Origin of the sequence: Streptomyces sp. NPDC046925 (genome assembly GCF_040644915.1) — a bacterium.
Classification (GTDB): Bacteria; Actinomycetota; Actinomycetes; order Streptomycetales; family Streptomycetaceae; genus Streptomyces.
This window is the reverse complement of sequence record NZ_JBEYWZ010000001.1, coordinates 372491-395278: the sequence shown is the minus strand read 5'-3', so window position 1 is coordinate 395278 and position 22788 is coordinate 372491. Positions and strand designations below refer to the sequence as shown.

Annotated in this window: 21 protein-coding genes; 16 read left to right on the top strand and 5 right to left on the bottom strand. The window is 70.9% G+C overall.

Annotated features, from left to right (window positions below; genetic code table 11):
* Nucleotides 1-21: 21 nt before the first annotated feature.
* Together ABZ906_RS01590 and ABZ906_RS01585 are read right to left on the bottom strand one after the other, a co-directional pair.
* A complete protein-coding gene (locus ABZ906_RS01590) occupies nucleotides 22-1161 on the bottom strand; it encodes an aminopeptidase P family protein (protein WP_361376104.1) in 1140 nt (379 codons plus the stop codon).
* Nucleotides 1162-1365: 204 nt separating this feature from the next.
* Entirely contained in the window at nucleotides 1366-2100 is a 735-nt protein-coding gene (locus ABZ906_RS01585) for a PDZ domain-containing protein (protein ID WP_361376101.1), read from the bottom strand.
* 116 nt (nucleotides 2101-2216) lie between these two features.
* On the opposite strand from ABZ906_RS01585, the gene ABZ906_RS01580 reads away from it, so the two are divergent.
* Nucleotides 2217-2570 (top strand): hypothetical protein, encoded by a 354-nt coding sequence (locus ABZ906_RS01580; protein ID WP_361376098.1) that lies wholly within the window; start codon nucleotides 2217-2219, stop codon nucleotides 2568-2570.
* On the opposite strand, the gene phsA is transcribed toward ABZ906_RS01580, so the two are convergent.
* Nucleotides 2558-4477 (bottom strand): O-aminophenol oxidase PhsA, encoded by a 1920-nt coding sequence (gene phsA / locus ABZ906_RS01575; RefSeq protein WP_361376095.1) that lies wholly within the window; start codon nucleotides 4475-4477, stop codon nucleotides 2558-2560. The two genes, ABZ906_RS01580 and phsA, sit on opposite strands and share 13 nt — an antisense overlap.
* A 273-nt stretch (nucleotides 4478-4750) precedes the next feature.
* On the opposite strand from phsA, the gene ABZ906_RS01570 reads away from it, so the two are divergent.
* From ABZ906_RS01570 to rbsD, 7 genes are all read left to right on the top strand, one after another.
* A complete protein-coding gene (locus ABZ906_RS01570; protein ID WP_361376092.1) occupies nucleotides 4751-5965 on the top strand; it encodes a hypothetical protein in 1215 nt (404 codons plus the stop codon).
* A 115-nt stretch (nucleotides 5966-6080) separates the two neighbouring features.
* Nucleotides 6081-7346, top strand: coding sequence for a DUF1266 domain-containing protein (locus ABZ906_RS01565; RefSeq protein ID WP_361376089.1), 1266 nt, complete (start codon nucleotides 6081-6083; stop codon nucleotides 7344-7346).
* A 251-nt stretch (nucleotides 7347-7597) separates the two neighbouring features.
* A complete protein-coding gene (locus ABZ906_RS01560; RefSeq protein ID WP_361376086.1) occupies nucleotides 7598-8614 on the top strand; it encodes a LacI family DNA-binding transcriptional regulator in 1017 nt (338 codons plus the stop codon).
* A gap of 89 nt (nucleotides 8615-8703) precedes the next feature.
* On the top strand, nucleotides 8704-10245 hold the full coding sequence (locus ABZ906_RS01555; RefSeq protein WP_361377995.1) for a sugar ABC transporter ATP-binding protein: 1542 nt from the start codon (nucleotides 8704-8706) through the stop codon (nucleotides 10243-10245).
* Complete coding sequence (locus tag ABZ906_RS01550; protein WP_361376083.1) at nucleotides 10235-12184, top strand: substrate-binding domain-containing protein; 1950 nt, start codon at nucleotides 10235-10237, stop codon at nucleotides 12182-12184. Before ABZ906_RS01555 ends, ABZ906_RS01550 begins: the two co-directional genes overlap by 11 nt.
* A gap of 59 nt (nucleotides 12185-12243) precedes the next feature.
* Nucleotides 12244-13173, top strand: a complete 930-nt coding sequence (locus tag ABZ906_RS01545) for a ribokinase (protein WP_361376080.1) — start codon at nucleotides 12244-12246, stop codon at nucleotides 13171-13173.
* Nucleotides 13170-13559 (top strand): D-ribose pyranase, encoded by a 390-nt coding sequence (rbsD, locus tag ABZ906_RS01540; protein ID WP_361376077.1) that lies wholly within the window; start codon nucleotides 13170-13172, stop codon nucleotides 13557-13559. Before ABZ906_RS01545 ends, rbsD begins: the two co-directional genes overlap by 4 nt.
* A gap of 141 nt (nucleotides 13560-13700) precedes the next feature.
* On the opposite strand, the gene ABZ906_RS01535 is transcribed toward rbsD, so the two are convergent.
* Nucleotides 13701-14666 (bottom strand): kinase, encoded by a 966-nt coding sequence (locus tag ABZ906_RS01535; RefSeq protein ID WP_361376074.1) that lies wholly within the window; start codon nucleotides 14664-14666, stop codon nucleotides 13701-13703.
* A gap of 236 nt (nucleotides 14667-14902) precedes the next feature.
* Here ABZ906_RS01535 and ABZ906_RS01530 point away from each other — a divergent pair, with 236 nt between their 5' ends.
* The 6 genes from ABZ906_RS01530 (at nucleotide 14903) to ABZ906_RS01505 (ending at nucleotide 21168) form a co-directional block, all read left to right on the top strand.
* Nucleotides 14903-15892: a pyridoxal-phosphate dependent enzyme gene (locus ABZ906_RS01530; RefSeq protein WP_361376071.1), complete on the top strand. Its 990-nt coding sequence runs from the start codon at nucleotides 14903-14905 to the stop codon at nucleotides 15890-15892.
* Nucleotides 15893-15945: 53 nt separating this feature from the next.
* Nucleotides 15946-16773, top strand: coding sequence for a DUF364 domain-containing protein (locus ABZ906_RS01525; protein WP_361376068.1), 828 nt, complete (start codon nucleotides 15946-15948; stop codon nucleotides 16771-16773).
* On the top strand, nucleotides 16770-18041 hold the full coding sequence (locus tag ABZ906_RS01520; protein ID WP_361376065.1) for an MFS transporter: 1272 nt from the start codon (nucleotides 16770-16772) through the stop codon (nucleotides 18039-18041). Before ABZ906_RS01525 ends, ABZ906_RS01520 begins: the two co-directional genes overlap by 4 nt.
* 146 nt (nucleotides 18042-18187) lie before the next feature.
* Nucleotides 18188-19324, top strand: a complete 1137-nt coding sequence (locus ABZ906_RS01515; protein WP_361376062.1) for an iron ABC transporter permease — start codon at nucleotides 18188-18190, stop codon at nucleotides 19322-19324.
* A 1-nt stretch (nucleotide 19325) separates the two neighbouring features.
* Entirely contained in the window at nucleotides 19326-20105 is a 780-nt protein-coding gene (locus ABZ906_RS01510; protein WP_361194808.1) for an ABC transporter ATP-binding protein, read from the top strand.
* Nucleotides 20106-20151: 46 nt separating this feature from the next.
* Nucleotides 20152-21168 (top strand): ABC transporter substrate-binding protein, encoded by a 1017-nt coding sequence (locus tag ABZ906_RS01505; RefSeq protein ID WP_361376059.1) that lies wholly within the window; start codon nucleotides 20152-20154, stop codon nucleotides 21166-21168.
* Between the two features lie 19 nt (nucleotides 21169-21187).
* On the opposite strand, the gene ABZ906_RS01500 is transcribed toward ABZ906_RS01505, so the two are convergent.
* A complete protein-coding gene (locus tag ABZ906_RS01500; RefSeq protein ID WP_361376056.1) occupies nucleotides 21188-21655 on the bottom strand; it encodes a MarR family transcriptional regulator in 468 nt (155 codons plus the stop codon).
* A gap of 125 nt (nucleotides 21656-21780) precedes the next feature.
* On the opposite strand from ABZ906_RS01500, the gene ABZ906_RS01495 reads away from it, so the two are divergent.
* Both ABZ906_RS01495 and ABZ906_RS01490 read left to right on the top strand, forming a co-directional pair.
* The gene (locus ABZ906_RS01495; protein WP_361194815.1) at nucleotides 21781-22191 is read left to right on the top strand and encodes an organic hydroperoxide resistance protein; all 411 of its coding nucleotides are present in this window, start codon (nucleotides 21781-21783) and stop codon (nucleotides 22189-22191) included.
* A 106-nt stretch (nucleotides 22192-22297) separates the two neighbouring features.
* A complete protein-coding gene (locus ABZ906_RS01490; RefSeq protein WP_361376053.1) occupies nucleotides 22298-22759 on the top strand; it encodes a hypothetical protein in 462 nt (153 codons plus the stop codon).
* Nucleotides 22760-22788: the final 29 nt, after the last annotated feature.

Here is a 22788-nt window from a genome sequence, read left to right as displayed (position 1 = left end):
GCGGCCGGTTGACGGGTGTGATCAGTTCACGATCGCCAGCTCGCGGGGCGTGGAGTTGAGGCGCCGTACGCCGTCGTCGGTGACCGTCACGATGTCCTCGATACGCACTCCGAAGCGGCCCGGCAGATAGATGCCGGGCTCCACGGAGAAGCACATCCCGGGCACGAGCGGCAGCTCCTCGCCCTCGATCATGTACGGCGGCTCATGGGTGGTGACGCCTATGCCGTGCCCGGTGCGGTGGATGAAGTGCTCGCCGTACCCGGCATCGGCGATCACCGCCCGCGCCGCCCTGTCGACGTCCTGGCACGCGGCGCCGGGCCGCACCGCGCGGCAGCCGGCCTCCTGGGCCTCGCGCACGATGTCGTGGACCCGCTGCTCCTCGGCGCCGGGCTCGCCCACGTGCACCGTGCGCGAGGTGTCCGAGCCGTAGCCGTGCAGCAGGCCGCCGAAGTCCAGGACGACCATGTCGCCGTCCTCGATGACGCGCTCGCCCGCCTCGTGGTGCGGATTGGCGCCGTTCGGGCCGGAGCCGACGATGGTGAAGTCGACCTGGGAATGCCCGAACTGCCGCAGCAAAGCGTCGAGATCGGCGGCGACCTCGGTCTCCTTGCGGCCCGCGAAGGGAACCTTCTTGATCTCCTCGTACGTCGCGTCGGCGGCGGCACCGGCCGCCGCCAGGCGCTCCAGTTCGGCGGCGTCCTTGACGGCGCGCAGCATGGGGAGCGCTTCGGTGAGGGACACGTAGGAGGTGTTCGGCAGCTCGTTCTGGAAGCCGATGAGGTGCATGGCCCAGGAGTTGTCGCTGATCCCGAAGCGGCCGTCGACGTCCAGGAGCGGCGCGGTCGCCGCGTAGGGGTCCTTGCCGTCGGTCCAGTCGCGCAGGGTCAGCGCGCTCGCGCCCGCCGCGCGTTCCGCGTCCGGGGCCTCCAGGGTGGGCACCACGAGCACCGGCTCCTGCCCGGCCGCGAGCACGAGGACGGTGAGGCGCTCGGTGGCGACGGGCTGGTAGCCGGTGAGCCAGATCAGGTCGGGGCCGGGCGCGACGAGCAGCCCGGCGAGCCCCGCGTCCGCCGCGGTGGCCGCGGCGCGGTCCATGCGGGCCTTGTAGTCGTCGGCGGTGAAGGGTACGGGGGTGCCGGTCGTCCCGGTCGTGCCGGTCATGGGGGCCTCCAGGGCTGCTCACTGCTGCGCGTACGGTGCGCTGCCGGTGAGGCCGATCCTGCCCGCAGGGCCGCGCGGGCGCGACCGGGTTACGGAGGCTTTACGGCGGCCCTGTCACGGCCGGTCACCTCGCGCCGCATGACGCTGGCCCGCGTCGGCCCGTGTCGGCCCGCGTCAGCCCGTATCGGCCCGCATCGGCCCGCGTCACGTCACGAAGCCCGGCGTCACCGACAGGGACTGCCGCTGTCCGCCGGCGTGCCGGACGGTCACGGTGACGTTCTTTCCCGGATCGGCCGCGGCGACCGCCGCCGCCAGGGCCTTGGCCGAAGCGATGCGGGTCCCGCCGAGGGCGAGCAGTACGTCGCCGCGCACGAGACCGGCGCTGTGGCCGGGGCCGGGGCTGTGCACGCCGACGAGCAGGGCTCCGGAGCCCCCGGGGGCGTCCACGGCCTCCACACCGAGTGCGGGCCGCGCGGAGGTCCCCCCGGCGGGCTTCCCGGGCTGCTTCTGAGGTGGCTTCGGCGGCGGTTTCGGCTGGGCGGCGGGCTTGGACGCCGCGCCGCCGGAGCCGGGCTCACCGCCGGGTGCCGACGCCGGTCCTGCCTGCTTCTGCATGTCGGCGAGCTTGCTCATGCCGATGACGGTGGCGCTGACGGTGCCCAGACCCACCCCCGAAAGCACGAGGACGACCGAGAAGAGCAGCCCGCAGAGCAGGGTGACCAGCCGCCGCCCGCGCCGCCGCGCGGCATGCGGACGGTGGCCAGGGCCGGGCGCGCGGCCCGTGCCGGGTGTCCGCCCGGCGCCCGGCTTCCGCCCGATGCCGAGCTTCCTGCGGACGCCGGGCACGGCGCCCCGGCCGAACTTGCCGCCGCCGAACTTGCCGCCAGAGCCGTGCTCCTGTCCGGGCATCGGCTTGGGACGCAACGCAGTCTGATCCATGGCTCGCCTCCGGCCACAGCCCTACCCGGCGTGAACCGGCGCGACGATTCACGAACGAGTGAAGTCCAGACGTTCCCCGTCCGCGGGCAGCGCAACGCCACGGATACCGTGGCCGCGTGAAGACCGCCTCCGACATCGCCTCCCTCTGGGCCCGCACGACCAGGGTCGAGATCACCGGCACGACGGGCGGACCCGACGTGCGGCACGACGTGCGCGACCCGGACGAGCTCCGCGAACTGGCCGCGCTCCTGGCCGTCGACCTCACCGCTGACGCCTTCTGCTGCATGTGCTGGGGCGATCTGCGGTTCCTGCTCCGCGATGCCGGCGGCCGGCACGTCGAGCGGCTGACGCTGCACCTCGGGACGGCGAGCAGCGACGTCGAGTACGGCGATGACGGCCAGTTTCCGCTGGTCCGCTCCGGGGACCTGCGGAACTGGCTGGCCGTCCGCGGGCTCTGTCAGCCCGTGTGACCTCCCTCGTGGCCGCCCTCGTGGCCCCCGTGCCCCGCGCCGTGGTCGAACTTCAGGGCCTCCTTCGGCATGACCACGAAGGGGCGCATCATGCCCATGTCCTCGTGCTCGAGCAGATGGCAGTGGTACATGAAGCGGCCGTAGGCGCCGTCGAACTTGCCCATCACCCGCAGCATTTGACCGCCGGGGACCAGGAAGACGTCCTTCCAGCCCCGCTCGTTCGGAGCGAGGGGGATCTCCTTCTTCGGGTCGAAGCTGATCGGGGCGAGCGTGCCGCCCACGGTGACGTCGAAGCCCGACGCGTCGTACGCGTCGCGGCCCAGGAGCTGGAAGTCGGCCAGGTGGATGTGCATGGGGTGGGTCACCGGCGGGTTCACCGCGAGGTTCAAAAAGCTCCACTGTTCGTGGCTGCCCTCGGCGATGGTGAAGCCCAGGCCGTCGTTGAACGTACGGGCGGTCCTGCGATACGTCTTGGTCTTCCCGTCCTCGCCCCTGACCTGGATGACTCCCTCGGTCGGGACCTGGATGCCGCCCGCGTCCTTGACCTCCGTCATCTCCCAGATCTCCGGGTGGCCGCCGCCGCCCTTCGTGGCGGGCGGCGTCAGGACGATCAAGCGGTGGCCGTGCTCGACGTCATGGCTGAGCGGGCGGAAGGAGCCGGAGAGGATCTCCGGCAGCGAGAAGGGGTCCTCGCACTCGGCGTCGCGCACGCGGAACTCCATGACCTGCGGATACCGCACGTCGTTCGCCGGGTCCGGCACTCCGGGGGCCTGCGCCCTGCCCTTGTTCACGAGCCGCACCCGCCTGCCCGCGAGCGCGCGGAAGTCGATCAGCAGGTCCATCCGCTCGGCGGGCGCGACCGTGAGCGTGGGCAGCGCCTCGTCGAAGTCGACCGGCACGGGACGCGGCAGCAGGCCGCCGTCGCTGCCGATCTGGTGCATGACGCCCTGCACGGGGTTGTTGTCCTCGTCGACGAGCACGAGGTCGTAGATCCGGGCGTTCGACGCGTTCACCAGGCGGAAGCGGTGCCAGGCGGCGTCCACGTCCGCGTACGGCCAGATGCGGCCGTTGACCGTGCTGTACGGGCCCGTGAAGGGCAGCGAGACGGGCTTGCCGGTCTCCGGGTTCTTCTCCTGGACGATCACTGTCTTGTGCAGCAGGCGGCCGTTGAGGCGCCCGTCCTCGTCCGTGTCCAGGTTCCGGTCGGCGAGCAGCAGCGGGATCTCCCGCTCCCCGCAGGGGAGGCCGAGCGCGTCCTCTTCGTCGTCCCTCACCAGATACGTGCCGTACAGACCCGCCTGGACGTTCCAGCGGGTGATGTTCATGGCATGGTCGTGATACCACCACTGGACCGCCTGGTGGTCGTTCGGATACTCGGAGAGCTGGGCGTCGCCGGAGCCCACCGCGTTGTCCGCCCAGCCGTCGTTGCCCCCGCCGGTCTGCGCGCCGTGCAGATGCGTCACCGACCAGGCGGGCAGCGCCGCCACGTCCTTGTTCGGCTCGACGCCCGCGCGGCCCGGCAGGGTGGCGGGGCTCGGGTCGGCCCGCGGCACCTCCACGGAGGTGACGGGATACTCGCTGCCCTTGGGGATGCGGTTGGTCCAGGCGATGCGGACGCGCCGCCCGCGCCGCACCTCGATCGTCGGCCCCGGCACGCGGCCGTCATACCCCCACATCAGGGTCGGCGGCAGCTGCGGGTGCAGCCGGACCCAGGCCAGGCGCAGCGCGATCTCGGTCTCCACGGGCACGTCGGTCTCGTCCCGTACGTCCACGGAGTCCGGGCGCAGGACCGGCGGCACCGGCAGCGGTGTGACGTACGGCGTCAGCTCCTCGGCAGCCGCCGTCGTGTGCGCGTCGGCCGGTGTTCCCGTCAGACGGTCCGTGATGCGCTCAATGATGTCGGTCAAGTCGAACACCCCCGTGTCGATCAATGCGGTCGATCAATGCGGTCGATCAATGCGGTCGATCAAGTCAGCCGATCGATGCGAATGCAATGGCCGCTCTCCTGCGGCCGGTTGGGCGGCCCGGTCGGTGGCCGCCCCTCTACATCAGAAGACTCGCGGCGCCGCGGCCAAGTTCCACGAATCCCCCATTCCGTAAGAAAGGGATCGGAAACCGCATATGGAATCGGGTAGTCCTGTTGTGGGTCTGCCGTCAGTGACCGCTGTTACTTTCGGAGCATGACCGAACGTGCACTCCGTCTGCTGCGACAGGACCCGCGCCTGGCCGAGCTGGCCGCGTTCCCTTTCGCATTCGACCTGTCCCGCGCGGACCACGTCGAAGAGGTCCGCCTCGCGTCCGGCGGCCCGCTCGAACCGATCGCGGGGGACGATTCCGGGGGCACGTACTTCGTCTGCGGGGACGGATCCGTGCTGTACGCCGACTCCGAGGGGTCCGCCGGGATCATCGGGGACAGCGTGGACGAGGCCCTGGAGATCCTCGTCGGCCTGCCCGGCTGGCAGGACTACGTAGGCCTGTCGCCGACCGACGGCGAGGCGCGGATACTCGCCGAGATCGCCGACACGGAGGGCGATTTCCGCGAGGACTGCGTGCCCGACCTCGATGCGCGCCGCGCCGAGCTCCGGACCGCGCTCGGACTTCCCGCGCGCTCCCCCGTACAGCTCGTCGCGCGCCTGCACACCGCGCTCCTGCGCACCGAACCGGACCACCTCCTCCTCAACGCCGTCGAGCACCTGGCGTACAAGCGCCTCGATCCGCATCCGCGCCCGCCCCTGTGGGAGCAGGTGCTCGCCAGGGGCCGCACCGACCTGGCCCTGCTGCGCACGGGCGACCGCACGGTCTGGGACGGCGTGGCGGTGGACCGGGCGCGCAGGGTGGCCGCGCTGCGCGCCGCGCAGTTCGACCGGCGGAACACGGACCGCGCCCTCCTGCGCCACCTCCTCAAGCACGAGGCGGACGCCTCCATGTCGGACGAACTGCGCCTCGCCGTGGTCCTGGTGGGGCTGCACGGCCTGGCGGAGGATCTGCCCCTGCTGCGCGAGGTCCACGAGACGACGTACGACACCTGGTGCGGTCTGGCCGGGCTGCCGGAGGACGCCGGTCAAGTACAGGAGTGGGCGCGCTCGTTCGACGACTCCAACTACGGGACCGATCCCGACGACGAGCCGGAGTCCACCTGGCTGGAGCTGGCGCGGGAACAGGGCATGGTGGAGGCGGCCCGCACCTACCTGATCCGCGAACTGGACGACACGGGCCCCGACCCGGCCCAACTGGCGGTGCTGCGGGACGAGTTGGCGATGATCGGCGACTACACCCAGGCGATCCGGGCCCAGCGTCTGCACAAGTCGCTGCAGAACACCGACCAGGCCCGCGCGGCCGCCGACGCGCGCCTTGCCGAACTGGAGCGCAGGGCCATGGACGCGACGGGTTCCTGACCGCGCCGCGAGAGCCGCCGGGCGGGTCAACTCGCCGCATCGCGCCGCCGCGTCATCCGATACGGTTCAAGATCGATCCCGCGCGCACCACCCGGACCGGATACGGAGACGCCCCATGCACGCCCCGGCAGCCGAGGACGAGTACCACGACGACGTCTTCCCCTACGCCGAAGCGCCCGACGACGGCACCCCCTGGCAGGCCCCCGCCGACCTCGAAGAGCACCTGTACGAACTGTGCGAGGCCGACGACGGGTACACCTACCTGCGGGCGATAGCCGTCACCGGCCTGTACCGCCCGGTGTCGGTGGCCGAGGTCGAGCCGGGTGCGGGCGAGCGTCCCGTCCTCACCGTCGACCTCCCCGACGGGCGCCGGATCGCGCAGATGTACACCTCCGGACTGCTGCCGCGGCCGCACCCCGAGGTCGTCTACGAGTTCGTCACGCTCGGCACGCTCGCCGCCGAACTCCCCGACGACATCGACCTCCTGGTGGTCAACGCGGCCACGCCCTGCCAGCAGTTCTATCTGACCACCGACGAGGAACGGGACGTCTGGGCCGACCTGCACGCGGACCACTACGAGGACGGCCGCCTGCACGACCGCATCGACACCCGCCGCACCGGCGCCCCGCGGTCCCCCGTCCTGCTGCACGGCCTGGCCTGCGGCGCCCACCTCTGCTTCGCCAACGGCGACGCCTGGAACACCCTCGACTGGCACGGCGCGGGCTACCACCACGAGATCGAGCGCCTGGCGGAGTGGTGGGGCGTGCACGGCCGCGAGGACTGGCTCGGCATGCAGGAGCGGCTCCTGAACCGTGAAGTCAGCCCGTGGTACTGGGACTTCGTCCTCGGCGCCCGTATGTCACTGATCGAGCAGTTCGGCCCGCGCGTCGACCCGGAGCTGTGGCGTCAGTGCGTGGAGGTGACGATCCGCAACCGCGTGGCCGAGAGCGAGGGCCCCGACGCCCCGCACAAACCGGGCGACGACCCCGAGCTCGACGACTTCGTGGCCGCGCTGCGCGGCCACGTCGGAAAGATCATCCGCTACGAGTCCCGCTTCCGCGCCGACGAGCTCCTGCCTCCCGACGGCCATGTCCGCACCGTCGCGGCCTGGGACATCGGGCGCGCCTCGAAGATGGCCCGCTGGGGGCGCGGCGCGCGGTACGCGACCCACGCGGAGCTCGAAGCCGCCGTCGAGGGCGCGAGCCGCGCGGCCCGGGCGGCGTACAGCTCCTGGGAGGAGTTCTCCGCGGGTTACGTACTCGGCCGCTGTCTGCACTTCGACGAGGAGCAGTTCGGCGACTGGTACACGACGGTGCTCCAGGCCCACCGCGAGCTGGTCTCGGACCCGGACAGCCCTTGGCTGACGGTGCCTTTTCAGTGATCCGATGAGGTGCGTTCCGGTGCTCCGGTGAGGTGCCGTTCCAGTGCTCCGGTGACGGCCGCGCTGAGGTGCTCCGGTGACGGCCGCGCCGAGGTGATCCAGCAGGGCCCGGCGCCACCTCCGGTCACTCCGCTCACCTGAGCACCTCGCATCACAATTAGGTCTCGCTGCCCCTCCAGGGTCTTGCCACCCACCCGTGTAATCGATTCCAATCCTCCGTGTAATCGATTCCACAAGGAGGTGGACCGGCGATGGCGAGCATCAAGGACGTCGCGGCCGAGGCAGGCACATCCGTCGCCACGGTCTCGCGCGTCCTGAACAGTCACCCCTCGGTGAGCCCGGCGGCCCGCGCCCGCGTCATCGCCGCGATAGAGAGCCTGGGCTACCGCCCGAACGCCGTCGCCCGCTCCCTGCGCACCGACCAGACCCGCACCCTCGGCCTGGTCATCAGCGACGTACTGAACCCGTACTTCACGGCCCTGGCCCGCTCCGTCGAGGAGGCGGCCCGCGCACTCGGCTACAGCGTGATCATCGGCAACGCCGACGAGCGCCCCGAGCTTCAGGACCACCACGTGCGCACGCTCCTGGACCGGCGGATCGACGGGCTCCTGGTCTCCCCCGCCGACGGCGGCACCCCGCTGCTCCTGGACACCGCGCGCGCCGGCACCCCGATGGTGTTCGTGGACCGCTGGATCCCCGGCGCGGACGTCCCCGTCGTCCGCGCCGACGGCCGCGAGGCCATCCGTGACCTGGTCGCCCATCTGCACGCCGTCGGGCACCGCAGGCTCGCGATCATCGCGGGGCCCGCGGCCACCACGACGGGCAGCGAGCGCGTCGAGGCCTTCCGCGATGCGCTCGCCTCGTACGGGATTCCGCTGCCCGACAGCTACATCGGGCAGGGCGACTTCCAGGCCGACAGCGGGCGCCGGGCCACCGAGCGGTTCCTCGCGCTGCCCGAGCCGCCCCGCGTGATCTTCGCGGCGGACAACCTGATGGCGCTCGGCGCGCTGGACGCGATCCGGGCGCGCGGTCTGCGCGTCCCGGACGACATCGCGCTGGCCGCCTTCGACGACATCCCGTGGTTCGTGCACACCGATCCGCCGATCACCGCCATCGCCCAGCCGACCGGGGATCTGGGCCGGGCCGCCGTACAGGCCTTGGTCGACCGGATCGAGGGCAGGAGCCCCCGGTCCGTCACCCTGCCCGCACGTCTCGTCGTACGCCGCTCCTGCGGCGAGTCCCCCACCGACCAGAGGAGCAACACGTGAGCGACCCGGACGAGTTGCCGCGCACCACAGAGGACGAGTCGCCGCGCGCCACGGAGCATGACGCCGCCGAGCCGCACGACGCGACCGAACTGCTGCGCATCGAAGGCATACGCAAGACCTTCCCCGGCGTCGTCGCGCTCGACTCCGTCGACTTCGACCTGCGCCGCGGCGAGGTGCACGTCCTGCTCGGCGAGAACGGCGCGGGCAAGAGCACCCTCATCAAGATGCTCTCCGGCGCCTACCGCCCCGACGGCGGCCGCATCCTCGTGGACGGGAAGGAAACCCGCATCCACGGCGCGCAGGACGCCGAACGGCTCGGGATCGCCACGATCTACCAGGAGTTCAACCTCGTACCCGACCTCACGGTCGCCGAGAACATCTTCCTGGGCCGGCAGCCGCGCCGCTTCGGGATGATCGACCGCAAGGCGATGGAGTCGGCGGCCGACGAGCTCCTCAAGCGGGTCGGCGTACAGGTGTCGCCGCGCGCCAAGGTGCGCGAACTGGGCATCGCCCGGCTCCAGATGGTGGAGATCGCCAAGGCGCTCAGCCTGGAGGCCCGCGTCCTGATCATGGACGAGCCGACGGCGGTCCTGACGAGCGAGGAGGTCGACAAACTCTTCGCGATCGTGCGGCAGTTGCGTGCGGACAGCGTCGGCGTCGTCTTCATCACCCACCACCTGGAGGAGATCGCCGCGCTCGGCGACCGCGTGACCGTCCTGCGCGACGGCCGCAGCGTCGACCAGGTGCCCGCGTCGACCCCCGAGGACGAGCTCGTACGGCTGATGGTGGGCCGCAGCATCGAGCAGCAGTATCCGCGCGAACGCCGGGCCGCCGAAGAAGCAGCGCCCGCGTTGCTCACCGTCGACGGCCTCACCCGGGACGGCGTCTTCCACGACGTCAGCTTCGAGGTGCGGGCCGGTGAGGTCGTCGGCCTCGCGGGGCTCGTCGGGGCGGGACGGACCGAGGTGGCGCGTGCCGTGTTCGGCGCCGATCCGTACGACAAGGGCTCCGTCGACGTACGCGGCGAGCGGCTGCCCCGGCATGACGTGATCGCCGCGATGGGCGCGGGCATCGGACTCGTACCGGAGGACCGCAAGGGCCAGGGGCTCCTGCTCGACGCCTCCGTGCAGGAGAACCTCGGCCTGGTGACGCTGCGTTCGGCGACGCGCTCCGGGCTCGTGGACCTCAAGGGCCAGCGCGTCGCGGCGGCCAGGATCGCCGAGCAGCTCGGAGTACGGATGGCCGGGATCGGCCAGCACGTGCGCACCCTGTCCGGCGGCAACCAGCAGAAGGTCGTCATCGGCAAGTGGCTGCTCGCCGACACGAAGGTGCTGATCCTCGACGAGCCGACGCGCGGCATCGACGTGGGCGCGAAGGTCGAGATCTACCAGCTCATCAACGAACTGACGGCCTCCGGGCACGCGGTCCTGATGATCTCCAGCGATCTGCCCGAGGTCCTGGGCATGAGCGACCGCGTGCTCGTCATGGCGCAGGGCCGCATCGCGGGCGAACTCGCGGCGGACGACGCCACGCAGGACGCGGTGATGGCACTCGCCGTCAGCAGTACGGGCAGCGAAACGGCAGTCCGGACAGACGAAGCAACCGAAGGGAAGGCCTCCCGTGGCCACTGAAACGCTGAAGAGCAACGCGGGTGGCGCCACCGGTATCCGCCGCGTGCTGCTCGACAACGGCGCGCTGAGCGCCCTGGTCGTCCTGCTGATCGCGATGTCGCTGCTCTCCGGCGACTTCCTCACCACGCAGAACCTGCTGAATGTGGGCGTGCAGGCCGCCGTCACGGCGATCCTCGCGTTCGGTGTCACCTTCGTCATCGTCTCGGCGGGCATCGACCTGTCGGTCGGCTCGGTGGCCGCGCTCTCCGCGACCGTCCTGGCGTGGACGGCGACGTCCGAGGGGCTGCCGGTGTGGCTGGCGGTCGTCTTCGCCGTCGGCACCGGCATAGCGTGCGGTTTCGTGAACGGCCTGCTCGTCTCGTACGGCAAGCTCCCGCCGTTCATCGCGACGCTCGCGATGCTCTCGGTGGCCCGCGGTCTCTCCCTGGTCATCTCGCAGGGCAGCCCGATCCCGTTCCCCGACTCGGTCTCCAACCTCGGTGACACGATCGGCGGCTGGCTGCCGGTCCCGGTCATCGTGATGATCGTGATGGGCCTGGTCACCGCCGTCATCCTGGCCCGTACGTACATCGGCCGCTCGATGTACGCGATCGGCGGCAACGAAGAGGCCGCCCGCCTCTCCGGTCTGCGCGTCAAGCGGCAGAAGCTCGTCATCTACGGCCTGTCCGGCCTGTTCGCCGCCGTCGCGGGCATCGTCCTCGCGTCCCGTCTGGTCTCCGCGCAGCCGCAGGCCGCGCAGGGTTACGAGCTGGACGCGATCGCCGCGGTCGTCATCGGCGGCGCGAGCCTGGCGGGCGGTGTCGGCAAGGCGTCCGGCACGCTGATCGGCGCGCTGATCCTGGCGGTCCTGCGCAACGGCCTCAACCTCCTTTCGGTGTCCGCCTTCTGGCAGCAGGTCGTGATCGGTGTCGTCATCGCGCTCGCCGTCCTGCTCGACACGTTGCGCCGCAAGGCCGGGGCGACTCCGGGAGCCTCGACCGGCGCGGCAGCCGGTGGTGGCAGGAAGGGGCCGCAGCTCCTGAAGGTGGGGCTCGCGGCCGTGCTGGTGGCGGCCGTCATCGGTGGCATCTCCTTCTTCAACAAGGACTCCTCGTCCGGCGCGACGACGAAGGTCGGCATGTCGCTCTCCACCCTCAACAACCCCTTCTTCGTCCAGATGAAGGAGGGCGCGCAGGCGGAGGCCGAGAAGGCGGGCATCGACCTCACGGTGACGGACGCGCAGAACGACGCCTCGCAGCAGACCAACCAGTTGCAGAACTTCACCGGCGAAGGCATGAAGTCGATCATCGTCAACCCGGTCGACTCGGACGCGGTGGGCCCGGCGGTGCGCGGCGCCAACAAGTCGGACCTCCCGGTGATCGCCGCCGACCGCGGCGTGAACAAGGCGAAGGCGGCGACGCTCGTCGCCTCCGACAACGTCGCGGGCGGCAAGCTCGCCGCGAAGACCCTCGCGGAGAAGCTGGGCGGCAAGGGCAAGATCGTCACGCTCCAGGGCGTCGCGGGCACGTCGGCGAGCCGCGAGCGCGGCAAGGGCTTCGCCGAGGGCATCAAGGAGTACCCCGGCATCAAGGTCGTCGCCTCCCAGCCCGCGGACTTCGACCGCACCAAGGGCCTGGACGTCATGACGAACCTCATGCAGTCCAACCCCGGCATCGACGGCGTCTTCGCCGAGAACGACGAGATGGCCCTCGGCGCGGCCAAGGCGCTCGGCGGCAAGGCGGGCAAGTCGGTCTCGGTGGTGGGCTTCGACGGAACTCCCGACGGGCTCAAGGCCGTTGAGGGCGGCACCCTCTACGCGTCCGTGGCGCAGCAGCCGAAGGAGCTGGGCAGGATCGCCGTGCAGAACGCGGTGAAGGCGGTGCGCGGCAAGGACGTCGACACGATGGTGAAGGTGCCGGTGAAGGTGGTCACGGAGAAGAATGTGGCCGACTTCTCCTGACGGTCCGTCGTACCTCTCTTTGCCCCGCCGCCGGACGAACACAGGAGCTGGATTCTCAGATGCACGACCACGACGACGCCACGTACGACCTCCTGGTCGTCGGGTCGGCCAACGCCGACCTGGTGATCGGCGTCGAGCGCCGACCCGCCCCCGGCGAGACGGTCCTCGGCTCCGACCTCGCCACGCATCCCGGCGGCAAGGGCGCCAACCAGTCGGTCGCCGCGGCCCGCCTGGGCGCCCGTACCGCCCTGCTCGCGCGGGTCGGCGACGACGCGCACGGGCGGCTCCTGCTCGACTCGCAGCGCGCGGCGGGCGCGGACACCGTCGGCGTCCTGGTCGGCGGGGCGCCCACGGGTGTCGCGCTGATCACCGTCGACCCGTCGGGTGACAACAGCATCGTGGTCTCGCCGGGCGCCAACGCCCGGCTCACCCCCGAGGACATCCGCGCGGCGGGCAGCCTGCTCGCCGCGTCCCGGGTGATCTCGACCCAGTTGGAGATTCCCGTCGAGTCGGTCACCGAGCTCGTACGGACGCTGCCGGACGCCGCCCGTTTCGTCCTGAACCCGTCGCCTCCGGCCCCGGTGCCGTCCGAAGTCCTCGCGGCCTGCGACCCGTTGGTGGTCAACGAGCACGAGGCGCGCTACATCCTGGGCGACACCGCGGCGCCCGGGGACTCCCCCGCCGACTGGGCGCGGGCGCTGCTCGCCCTCGGCCCGCGCTCGGTGGTGATCACCCTGGGCGCGGACGGAGCGCTGACGGCGGACGGCAGCGGCTCCCCGGTCACCGTGCCGAGCCCGAAGGTGGACGCGGTGGACACGACCGGCGCGGGCGACGCGTTCACCGCGGCCCTGGCCTGGCGCCTGGGCCGGGGCGACGACCTCCCGACGGCGGCGGCGTACGCGGCGCGTGTCGGAGCGGCGTCGGTGACCCGGCGGGGCGCGCAGGAGTCGTATCCGACGGGTGACGAGCTCGAGGTACCGTCCGCATGAAGAAGCACGGCATCCTCAACCGCCATCTCTCCGGCGCCCTGGCCGAGTTGGGCCACGGGGACATGGTCCTGATCTGCGACGCGGGCATGCCCCTGCCGCCGGGCCCCAAGGTCGTCGACCTGGCGTTCCGGGCCGGTGTCCCGTCCTTCGCCGAAGTGCTCGACGGGCTGCTGGCCGAGCTGGTCACCGAGGGCGGAACCGCGGCGACGGAGGTCCAGGAGGCGAACCCGGCGACCGCCGCGCTCCTGGCCGCCCGCGTCACACCCCTCACCCTGGTCCCGCACGAGGAGCTCAAGCGCCTCACGGCGACGGCTCGTCTGGTGGTGCGTACCGGTGAGGCCACGCCGTACGCGAATGTGCTGCTGCGGTGCGGGGTGTTCTTCTAGGCCGGGAGTTCGGGCCGGGCGTTGGTGCCCGGCGTTCGGGCCCGGCGTTCGGGCCCGGCGTTCGGGCCCGGCGTTCGGGCCCGGCGTTCGGGCCCGGCGTTCGGGCCCGGCGTTCGGGCCCGGCGTTCGGGGCAGCAGGGTTCAGGCCGGACGTTCGGGCCAGGCGTTCAGGGCGGGAGTCAGGGCCGGGCTCTGCGCGGCCCCGGCCGCCGCCCCTCCCGGGAAACTCAGCGTCCGGTACACCGTCACCCCGCCCGCGAGCTCCCCGCACGCCTGCGCCGCCGCACTGACGCGCCGCGTGTACGAGGGGTCGTCGGTGTCGAGGAGGATGCCGAGGGCCGTGCCGCTGTGCGCGACGGCGACCCCCAGGCCGCCGACCTCCCGGCAGATCTCCCGCATCGGCTCCAACGACCATTTGTGGCGCAGGAGTTGGTTCATCTCGGCGCTGCGGGTCGCGATCCTGCCGACCTCCGCCAGATCGCGGCGGCGCACCGCGCAGGCCAGCCGGTCGAGCAGGCGCGCGTACTCGTGGCGGTCGGCCAGAGTGAACGGCTTGGGGATGCGGTTGAAGTCGACGGTGTCGACCGAGCCGCCCTCGTCGATCCCCACCACGGCCATGACGGGCAGCGAGCCGAGGACCCCGCGCAGGCGCACGGTGCGGTGGTGGAAGGCGACGATCGCCGGGTAGAGCACCCCGTCCGTCGGCTCGATGTCCGCGAGCAGCCGCTCGATCCTGGCCGGCGGCATCTCGACCCGCAGGGCCTGCCCCACCGCCCGCGCGGTCGCGACCAGGTCGGCGGACGAGCTCGCCAGGCCCTTGCCCTCGGGGATGACGCTGTTGACGCGGAGGGTTCCCCCGGCCCGAAGCCCGGTCTGCCGCTCCGCCAACTCGCATATCGCGCGCGCCAGTCGCAACGCCTTGGTCTTGCCGGCGGGCCGGACCACCACGTCCCTTGAGCCGGAGCCTGAGCCTGAGCCTGAGCCGGGCTCCGGGCGGAACGTGGCCATCGTCCACCGCGCGACGGGCAACGTCACCAGGAAGTCCCCGTCCTCCTCCGGCAGCACGCCCTGCAGCAGCTCGCCGAAGGTCCCGAAGGCGGCACCCACTCCGATTCCGGCCGTTCGCGTTCCGGCTGTTCGCGTTCCGGCTGTTCGCGCACCCGCCGGACGGGGCCGCGACCCGGCCTCCCGGGACAGCTCCACAAGTCTCCCTCCAACGTCCGGACGCCTCTGTCGCCCACAGGCTGCCACAGCCCTAACCGTCTTGACAATCATTTTCATCTAGTGTGATGCTCTCGGCTCGGCGACGACCTATCCGGGTGACCCAGGGGGCAGCGACAGACATGCACGACCACATAGCCGAAGCGGTGAAGAAACCCGATCTCATATCCCTGGAACCAGACTTGCTCTGTCTCCGGTTCGAGACGATGAAGATCTATTCGGCGCTCGGAGCAGTCCGTCACCTTCTCGAATCGGGTGCCGTGAAACACGGCGACACCCTCATCGACAGTTCCAGCGGTATCTACGCGCAGGCCCTCGCACTGGCCTGCCACCGCTACGGAATGAAATGCCACATCGTGGGTTCCACGACCGTGGACCGCACCTTGCGCATTCAGCTGGAGATACTGGGCGCCACTTTGGAACAGGTGCAGCCGTCCAAGAATCTCCGGCTCGACCAGGAGCTGAGAGTGCGGCGCATCGCGGAGATCCTGGAAGCGAATCCGTCGTACCACTGGATGCGGCAGTACCACGACAGCATTCATTACTACGGCTATCGCGACGTGGCCGAAACGATCGACGCCGAGGTGCCCGAAGGGCCGCTCGCCCTCGTGGGCGGGGTCGGCTCAGGGGCCTCGACCGGCGCGATCGCCGGGTATCTGCGGGAGGCGGGCCGGGACGTATCGCTCGTCGGCGTGCAGCCCTTCGGCAGCGTCACCTTCGGCTCGGAACACGTCGCCGACCCGGACATGATCATCGCCGGGATCGGCAGCGCCATCGAATTCAAGAACGTCCGGCACGAGGCGTACGACCGCGTGCACTGGGTGAATTTCGACTGCGCGGTGTCCGGCGCGGTCTCACTCCTGAGAACCAGCGGAATCTTCGCGGGCCTCTCCGCCGGCGCCGCCTATCTGACCGCTCTGTGGGAACAGCGCCGCGACGATTCCCGTACGTACGTCTTCATCGCGGCGGACACGGGTCACCGCTATGTCGAGAGCGCCTACGCGAAACACGCCCAGGCACCGGACATCGACACCTTGAAGCCGCACGAGATCACCTCGCTCGACGAGCTCAGGCACCCCTGGTCGACGACTTCCTGGCCCGACCTTCCGTGACCGCGCACCAGCCGAATCCCCTTCCACCCTCCACCACACCGAAAGAACTCCGCATGTCACACCCCGACCCGCGCACGCCCCACAACGTCGCGAAGCTCATCGACGCCGTCCTGGCGGGCGACTACGGCCCCGACCCCGAGGAGCTCTCCGTCACCAGCGCGTTCTGGCTTTACAACACCACCCGCCTCGCGGGCAGCCAAGTGACGTACCACAACCACTACTTGCTGCTCCGGGTCGGCACGGCGTTCGGCGCCTGCTCCTTCGAGGCCGGTGAACTCGCCCCGGACTTCTGCGAGAACGCCTCCGGCCACACCCTCGGCAAGCTGCTGCGTGCCGAGTCCACCCCCGTCCGCATCGCCGCGCTCGACGCCTATCTCGCGCAGGTGAGCCCGCACCGCGAGTCCGCCGAGGCCGAGCGCGTCACGCTGCCCACCGGCACTCCGGAGGTCAGGGCCAAGGCGCGCGACGCCGCCATCGCCGGGCTGCTCGACATCGAGCCGGGCGCGAAGGTCGCGCTGATCGGCGTGGTCAATCCCCTGGTCGCGGCGATACGTGAGCGGGGCGGCGTCTGTCTGCCCTGCGATCTCAATCTCCGTACGACCCAGTGGGGCGACCGGATCACCGACGACATGACCGAGGTCCTGGGGGAAGCCGACGCCGTGGTCGCCACCGGCATGACGCTGAGCAACGGCACCTTCGACCTGATCCTCGCGCACTGCCGCGAACACGGGGTGCCGCTGGTGGTGTACGCGCAGAGCGGCAGCGCCGTGGCCCGCGCGTTCCTGCCCGCCGGGGTCACCGGCCTCTCCGCCGAGCCCTTCGCGTTCTCGCAGTTCAGCGCCGACGAGACGCCGCTCTACCGCTACAAGGAGGCGGCGTGAGCGTCGACGCCAAGGGCTCCGCGGTGGACCCCCGGCCCACCGAGGCCGGGGAGACCGTGCCGGGCGACCTGCGGATGGCCCGCACCCTGTGGCCCGTCCTGGTCGCCTCCGCGGTCGGTCTGCTGCCGTTCACCGTCTTCAGCACCTATCTGGTGCCCATGGCCGAGGACGCCGACAGCAGCGTCGCCACCCTGGGCGGCCTGCGCGGCCTCGGCGGTCTCGCCGCCCTCCTCGTGGGCACGGCGCTCGCTCCCCTCATCGACCGGGTGCGCAAGGAGTGGGCGGCCGCGGGCGGTCTCGCGGCGCTCGGAGTGTCCGCCGCACTCGGCGCGAGCGGCGACTTCATCCTGCTCGCCGTGTTCTGCCTCCTGGTCGGCGCCAGTACGTCGGTGCTCAACCCGGCGCTGACCGCGGCCGCCGCCGACCGCTTCGGCTCCGGCAAGGCCGCAGGGCGCGCGGCGACCCTCGTCACGGCGACCCAGTCGATGACGGCGATGCTCGCGGCTCCGGTCATCGCGCTGCCCGCGCTGTTCTGGGGCTGGCAGGGCGACCTCCTCGCCGTGACCGGGGTGTCGCTGCTCCTCGCGGCCGTCTTCTTCGTACGCGGCAAGGACAAGCCGGTCGAGGAGCAGGCAGGCACTCAACGCCTAGGCTACATCGCCTCGTTCAAGGCGCTCGGCGCGATCCCGGGTGTCGTGCCGCTACTGCTCATCGCCCTGCTGCGCACCGCCGTGTTCATGGGCTACCTCTCCTATCTGGCCGCCTACTACGACGACCGGTTCGACCTCGACCCCGGGCTCTTCGCGTTCGTGTGGACGCTCAGCGGCGCGTCGTTCTTCGTGAGCAACCTCCTCACGGGCCGGGTCACCAACTCCGAAGAGCCCCGGATCGGCACCGAGCGGATGCTCGCCTTCGGTCTGGTCGCCGCGCTCGTCTCGGTCGTGGGCTTCTACTTCACGCACTGGCTGCCGCTCGCGCTCGTGATGACGTCCCTGCACGCGGCAAGCCACGCGGTCGTCGCCGCGTGCGTGGTCAGCCTGCTCGTCCGGCGCTGCGGGACCCAGCGGGGCGCGGCCCTGAGCGTGAACTCCGCGGGGATGAGCCTCGGGGTCTTCGTGGGTGCGGGCCTCGGGGGGCTCGGTCTCGGGCTGGCGGGTTACCCCGGGGTGGCCGTGACCTTCGGCGTGTTGGTGGTGGCGGCTCTTGTGGCGGGGGTGTTCGTGCTGCGGGCGGGGCGGGTGGAGGCGGAGGGGGAGCATGCGGCCTGAGTGAAACCGCGGGCCCGTTGGGGGCTGGTCGCGCAGTTCCCCGTGCCCCTCGCGGGGCGCTGTGCCGGAACCGGCCTCGACATGTCCGTCCGGCACCCACGCACAACACCGCTGTATCCGAGCCGATGTGAAAGGCCCCGACCGTCATGCCCCCGCCCTCGCTCACTCCCCCGGCAGCCGTTGCCACGGCGTCCGACGTGCCGCCTCCAGAACCGCCGGCCAAAGGCGTACGGAGCCGGCTCGCCTCCCGCGCGGGGCTTGCGGCGGCCCTCGCCGTGCTTCTCCTCGTGCTCCTCGTCTCCGTCGTCGTGGCCATCGGCCTGGGCTCCGCGGTCGTCACGCCGGGCGACACCGCCCGGCTCCTGTGGGCGGCGCTGAGCGGCGGGAGCATCGACGCCGATGAGGTGACGACGTATCAGATCATCTGGCAGATCCGCACACCGCGCGTGCTCCTGGCGGCACTGGTGGGGGCAGGACTCAGCGCGGTCGGCGTCGCCATTCAGGCCCTTGTCCGCAACGCGCTCGCCGATCCCTTCGTCCTGGGCGTCTCGTCCGGGGCCTCGGTCGGCGCGGTCGGCGTGACGGTCACCGGCGGGCTCGCGGCGCTCGGCATCTATGCGGTGTCGGCGGGAGCGTTCATCGGGGCGCTCCTCGCCTCCCTCCTCGTGTACGTCGCTTCGGCGAGCCGCGGTGGCGGGCTCTCGCCGCTGCGGCTCGTCCTGACGGGGGTGGCCATGGCGCTCGGGTTCCAGGCCGTGATGAGCGTGATCATCTACTTCGCGCCGGACAGCGAGGCGACCAGCATGGTCCTGTACTGGACGATGGGCAGCTTCGGCGCGGCGAGCTGGGGCTCGCTGCCCGTGGTGGCCGCCTGCGTACTGCTCGGCCTCGCCGTGCTCCACCGCTACAGCAGGGCCCTCGACGTACTGGCGCTCGGCGACGAGACCGCGACGAGCCTGGGCATCAGCCCCGACCGGCACCGCAAGGGCCTGCTCCTGCTCGCCTCGCTGATCACCGGCGTGATGGTCGCCGTGAGCGGCGCGATCAGCTTCGTGGGTCTGGTCATGCCCCATCTCGTACGCATGGTGGTCGGCGCCACGCATGCGCGGGTGCTGGCCGTCGCACCGCTGGTCGGAGCGGTGTTCATGGTCTGGGTCGACCTGGTGTCGCGCACCCTTGTGGCGCCGCGCGAACTGCCGCTCGGGGTCATCACGGCGCTCGTCGGGGTGCCGGTGTTCGTCGCGCTGATGCGGCGCAAGAGCTATATGTTCGGGGGCCATTGAGATGGAACTCGCACTGGACGGCCTGTCCGTGACCATCGACGGCAAGCTCCTCGTCCGTGACCTGTCCCTCGACGTGGGCAGCGGCCAGATCGTGGGCCTGGTCGGCCCGAACGGCAGCGGCAAGTCGACCGCGCTCAAGTGCGTCTACCGCGCGCTGCGACCGAGCTCCGGCGTGGTCAGGGTGGGCGACGACGACCTCGCGCGTCTGACGCCCCGCCGCGGTGCGCAACTCGTCGCCGCGATGGCCCAGGACGGTTCGGTGGACCTCGACTTCACGGTGGAGGAGGTCGTCGCCCTGGGCCGCGCCCCCCATCTGCGCGGGAACCAGGCACTCAGCGCCCGCGAACAGGACCTGTGTGCGCGGACGATGGCCCGGCTCGACCTCACCCGCCTGGCCGACCGCGGCGTCCTCACCCTGTCGGGCGGAGAACGCCAACGCGTGCTGCTCGCACGGGCGTTGGTGCAGGAGCCGCAGATCCTGGTGCTCGACGAGCCGACCAACCACCTGGACGTACGCCACCAGATCGAACTTCTCTCGCTCCTCAGGGGCTCGGGCCTGACCGTCCTGGTCGTCCTGCACGACCTCAACCTCGCGGCGGCCGCGTGCGACCGCATCGGAGTGCTCTCACAAGGCGCCCTGGTGGCCGCCGGGACGCCGGAAGAGGTGCTCACGACGGGTCTCGTCGACGAGGTGTTCGGCGTCAAGGCCAGCGTGATCAGCCACCCCCTGACCGGCGACCCCCAACTCCTCTACGCACTGAGCCCCTCGGCACCTCTCTGAACCCCCCTCTGAACACCCCTGAACCTCTGAAAGGCACCACGACGACATGCCCAGAACACGCATCACCATCGGATTCGGATCGGCGCTCGCGGGAGCCCTGCTGCTCACCGGCTGCGGCGCGGAGGTCGACTCGGACTCCGAGGCCGGGGGCGCGCCGGAGAAGGTCACCGTGAAGCGCTGCGGTGAATCCGTCCCGTACAAGACCCCGCAGCGCGCGGTGGTCTACGAGGGCGGCAGCGCGGACAAGATGTTCAGCCTGGGCCTGACCGAGCACGTCCACGGCTATGTGATGCCCCCGGCCAACCCGCCGGTCAGCGAGTCCCCCTGGGCGTCGGAGTACGCCAAGGTGAAGATGCTCGGCGACGATCTGCTCAACAAGGAACTCGTCGTGGAGGCCAAGTCGGACTTCGTCGTCGCGGGCTGGAACTCGGGCTTCAGCGACCAGCGGGGCATCACCCCGAAGATCCTGGACAAGCTCGGCATCCAGAGCTTCATGCACACGGAGAGCTGCTTCAACTACCCCGGCCATCCGCAGAAGGTCACGCCGTTCAAGGCCCTGTACTCGGACCTGGACCGCCTGGGCAGGATCTTCCGGGTGGAGAAGAAGGCGGACGAGGTCGTGGACGGCCTCAAGAAGCGTGTGGCCGCGGTCGAATCCAAGGCACCCAAGTCCAACGCACCCAAGAAGAACCCCGTCCCCGTCTTCCTCTACGACTCCGGCACGGACCAGCCCTTCACGGCGGGCAGCCAGGTCCCGCCCAACGACATCATCAAATCGGCCGGCGGCAGGAACATCTTCGACGGCCTCGACGAGCGGTGGACCCAGGTGAACTGGGAAGCCGTCGCCAAGGCCGAGCCCGAGGTCATCATCATCTTCGACTACGGCGACAAGCCCGCCAAGGAGAAGATCGACTTCCTGAAGAAGTCCCCGCACACCAAGGAACTGCCCGCCGTGAAGAAGAACAACTTCTTCGTGCTCGACTACAACGAGGGCATCAGCGGGCCGCGCAACATCGACGGCCTGGAGAAGTTCGGGAAGTACGTACGGGAACTCAAGCGCTGAAGCCGACCGGGCCCGCCCCTCAGTGGGCCTCGTCGAGAGCGGCGGTCAGGCGGCCGAGGAGCCCTTGCAGCGCACGGGCCTCCTCGACCGTCAGACCGCTCGCCTCGATGATCCGGAGCGGGACACACACGGCCCGCTCCCGCAGCTCCGCCCCCGCGTCCGTCAGCTGAACGGTCACGGAGCGCTCGTCGGCTTCGCTGCGCTCGCGCCGTACGAGACCGGCCGCCTCAAGCCGCTTGAGGAGCGGCGAGAGCGTGCCCGAGTCGAGGCGCAGGCGCTCGCCGATGGCCTTGACGGGCCGCGGGCCGTCTTCCCAGAGGACGAGCATGACCAGGTACTGGGGATAGGTGAGGCCCAGGTCCTTGAGGGCATCGCGGTAGACGCCGCCGAAGGCGCGCGAGGCCGCGTGCAGCGAGAAGCAGACCTGGTGGTCGAGGCGGAGGAGCTCCGCGCCCTCGGGTACGGGGGCGGTCGGCGATGACGTCATGGTTCCAGCGTACCTCCGCAGACACGATTAAGTTGTGCACAACTTAATCGTGTGCAACCATTACAGCAGCACGAACGACCACCGTTCGCCGCACTCCGTTCTCAGCCCGAGGGAAGAGGCACCCCATGAACGCGCTGTACACCGCCGTCGCCACCGCCAACGGCCGCGAAGGCCGCGCCGTCAGCTCCGACGGTCAGATCGACCTCGCCCTCGCCATGCCCCCGGCCCTCGGCGGCAACGGCCAGGGCACCAACCCCGAGCAGCTCTTCGCCGCCGGGTACGCCGCCTGTTTCGCCAGCGCCATGGGGGCGGTCGCCCGCGAGATGAAGGTCGACGTCTCGGACGTCTCGGTGACCGCCGAGGTCTCCATCGGCAAGGACGACACGGGCTTCGGGCTCGCGGTCGTGATGCGCGTGGAGCTGCCGGACTCCCTGGCCGGCGAGACCGGACAGAAGCTGGTCGAGGCCACGCACGCGTACTGCCCGTACTCCAAGGCCACGCGCGGCAACATCGAGGTCGAGCTCGTCGTCGAGTAGTCCGGTCCGGCGGGCGGAATTCGGGCCCGCACCGTACGGCGGGTACCGTAGAGGGACCGATCTCATGGGCCTCCTGGTGGGCTGCGTGAACCCCAGGAGGCCCAGAATGACGACGAACCGCGGACGCAAGGGCGTGATCCGGAAGCGGATGACGTCGACCGGCGAGTCGTACGTGGTCGCCGCCCGCAACCTGAAGTCGATGAAGGACATGGGCGCCACCCGCGAGGCCGTCGTCACGCAGCGCTGGCAACCCGCCGAGACCCTGGACGTGCCGTGCCCCTGCGGCGGCACGTGCGAGCCCGGCGAGAAGTGCGACCACTGCCACGCCCGCCACCGCCACGTGGCCCGCTACCCCGGCAGCCGCACGGAGGTCGAGATCTGGGCCGACCGCTACGACTGCATGGGCTGCTCCGCCACGTACACGATCCTGGTCGAGCTGCCGGACCGCCCGTGGGGCATCGCCGAGACGGTCGTCCAGGGCGCCTCCGCCGAGCCGGTCGTCAAGGCCCGGGTGTTCCCCGGAGTGAAGCATCCGCTGCTGCGGCCCGAGACTCCCGAAGAGGGCTGACTCCTCTCGACGCGGACCGCCAAATATCG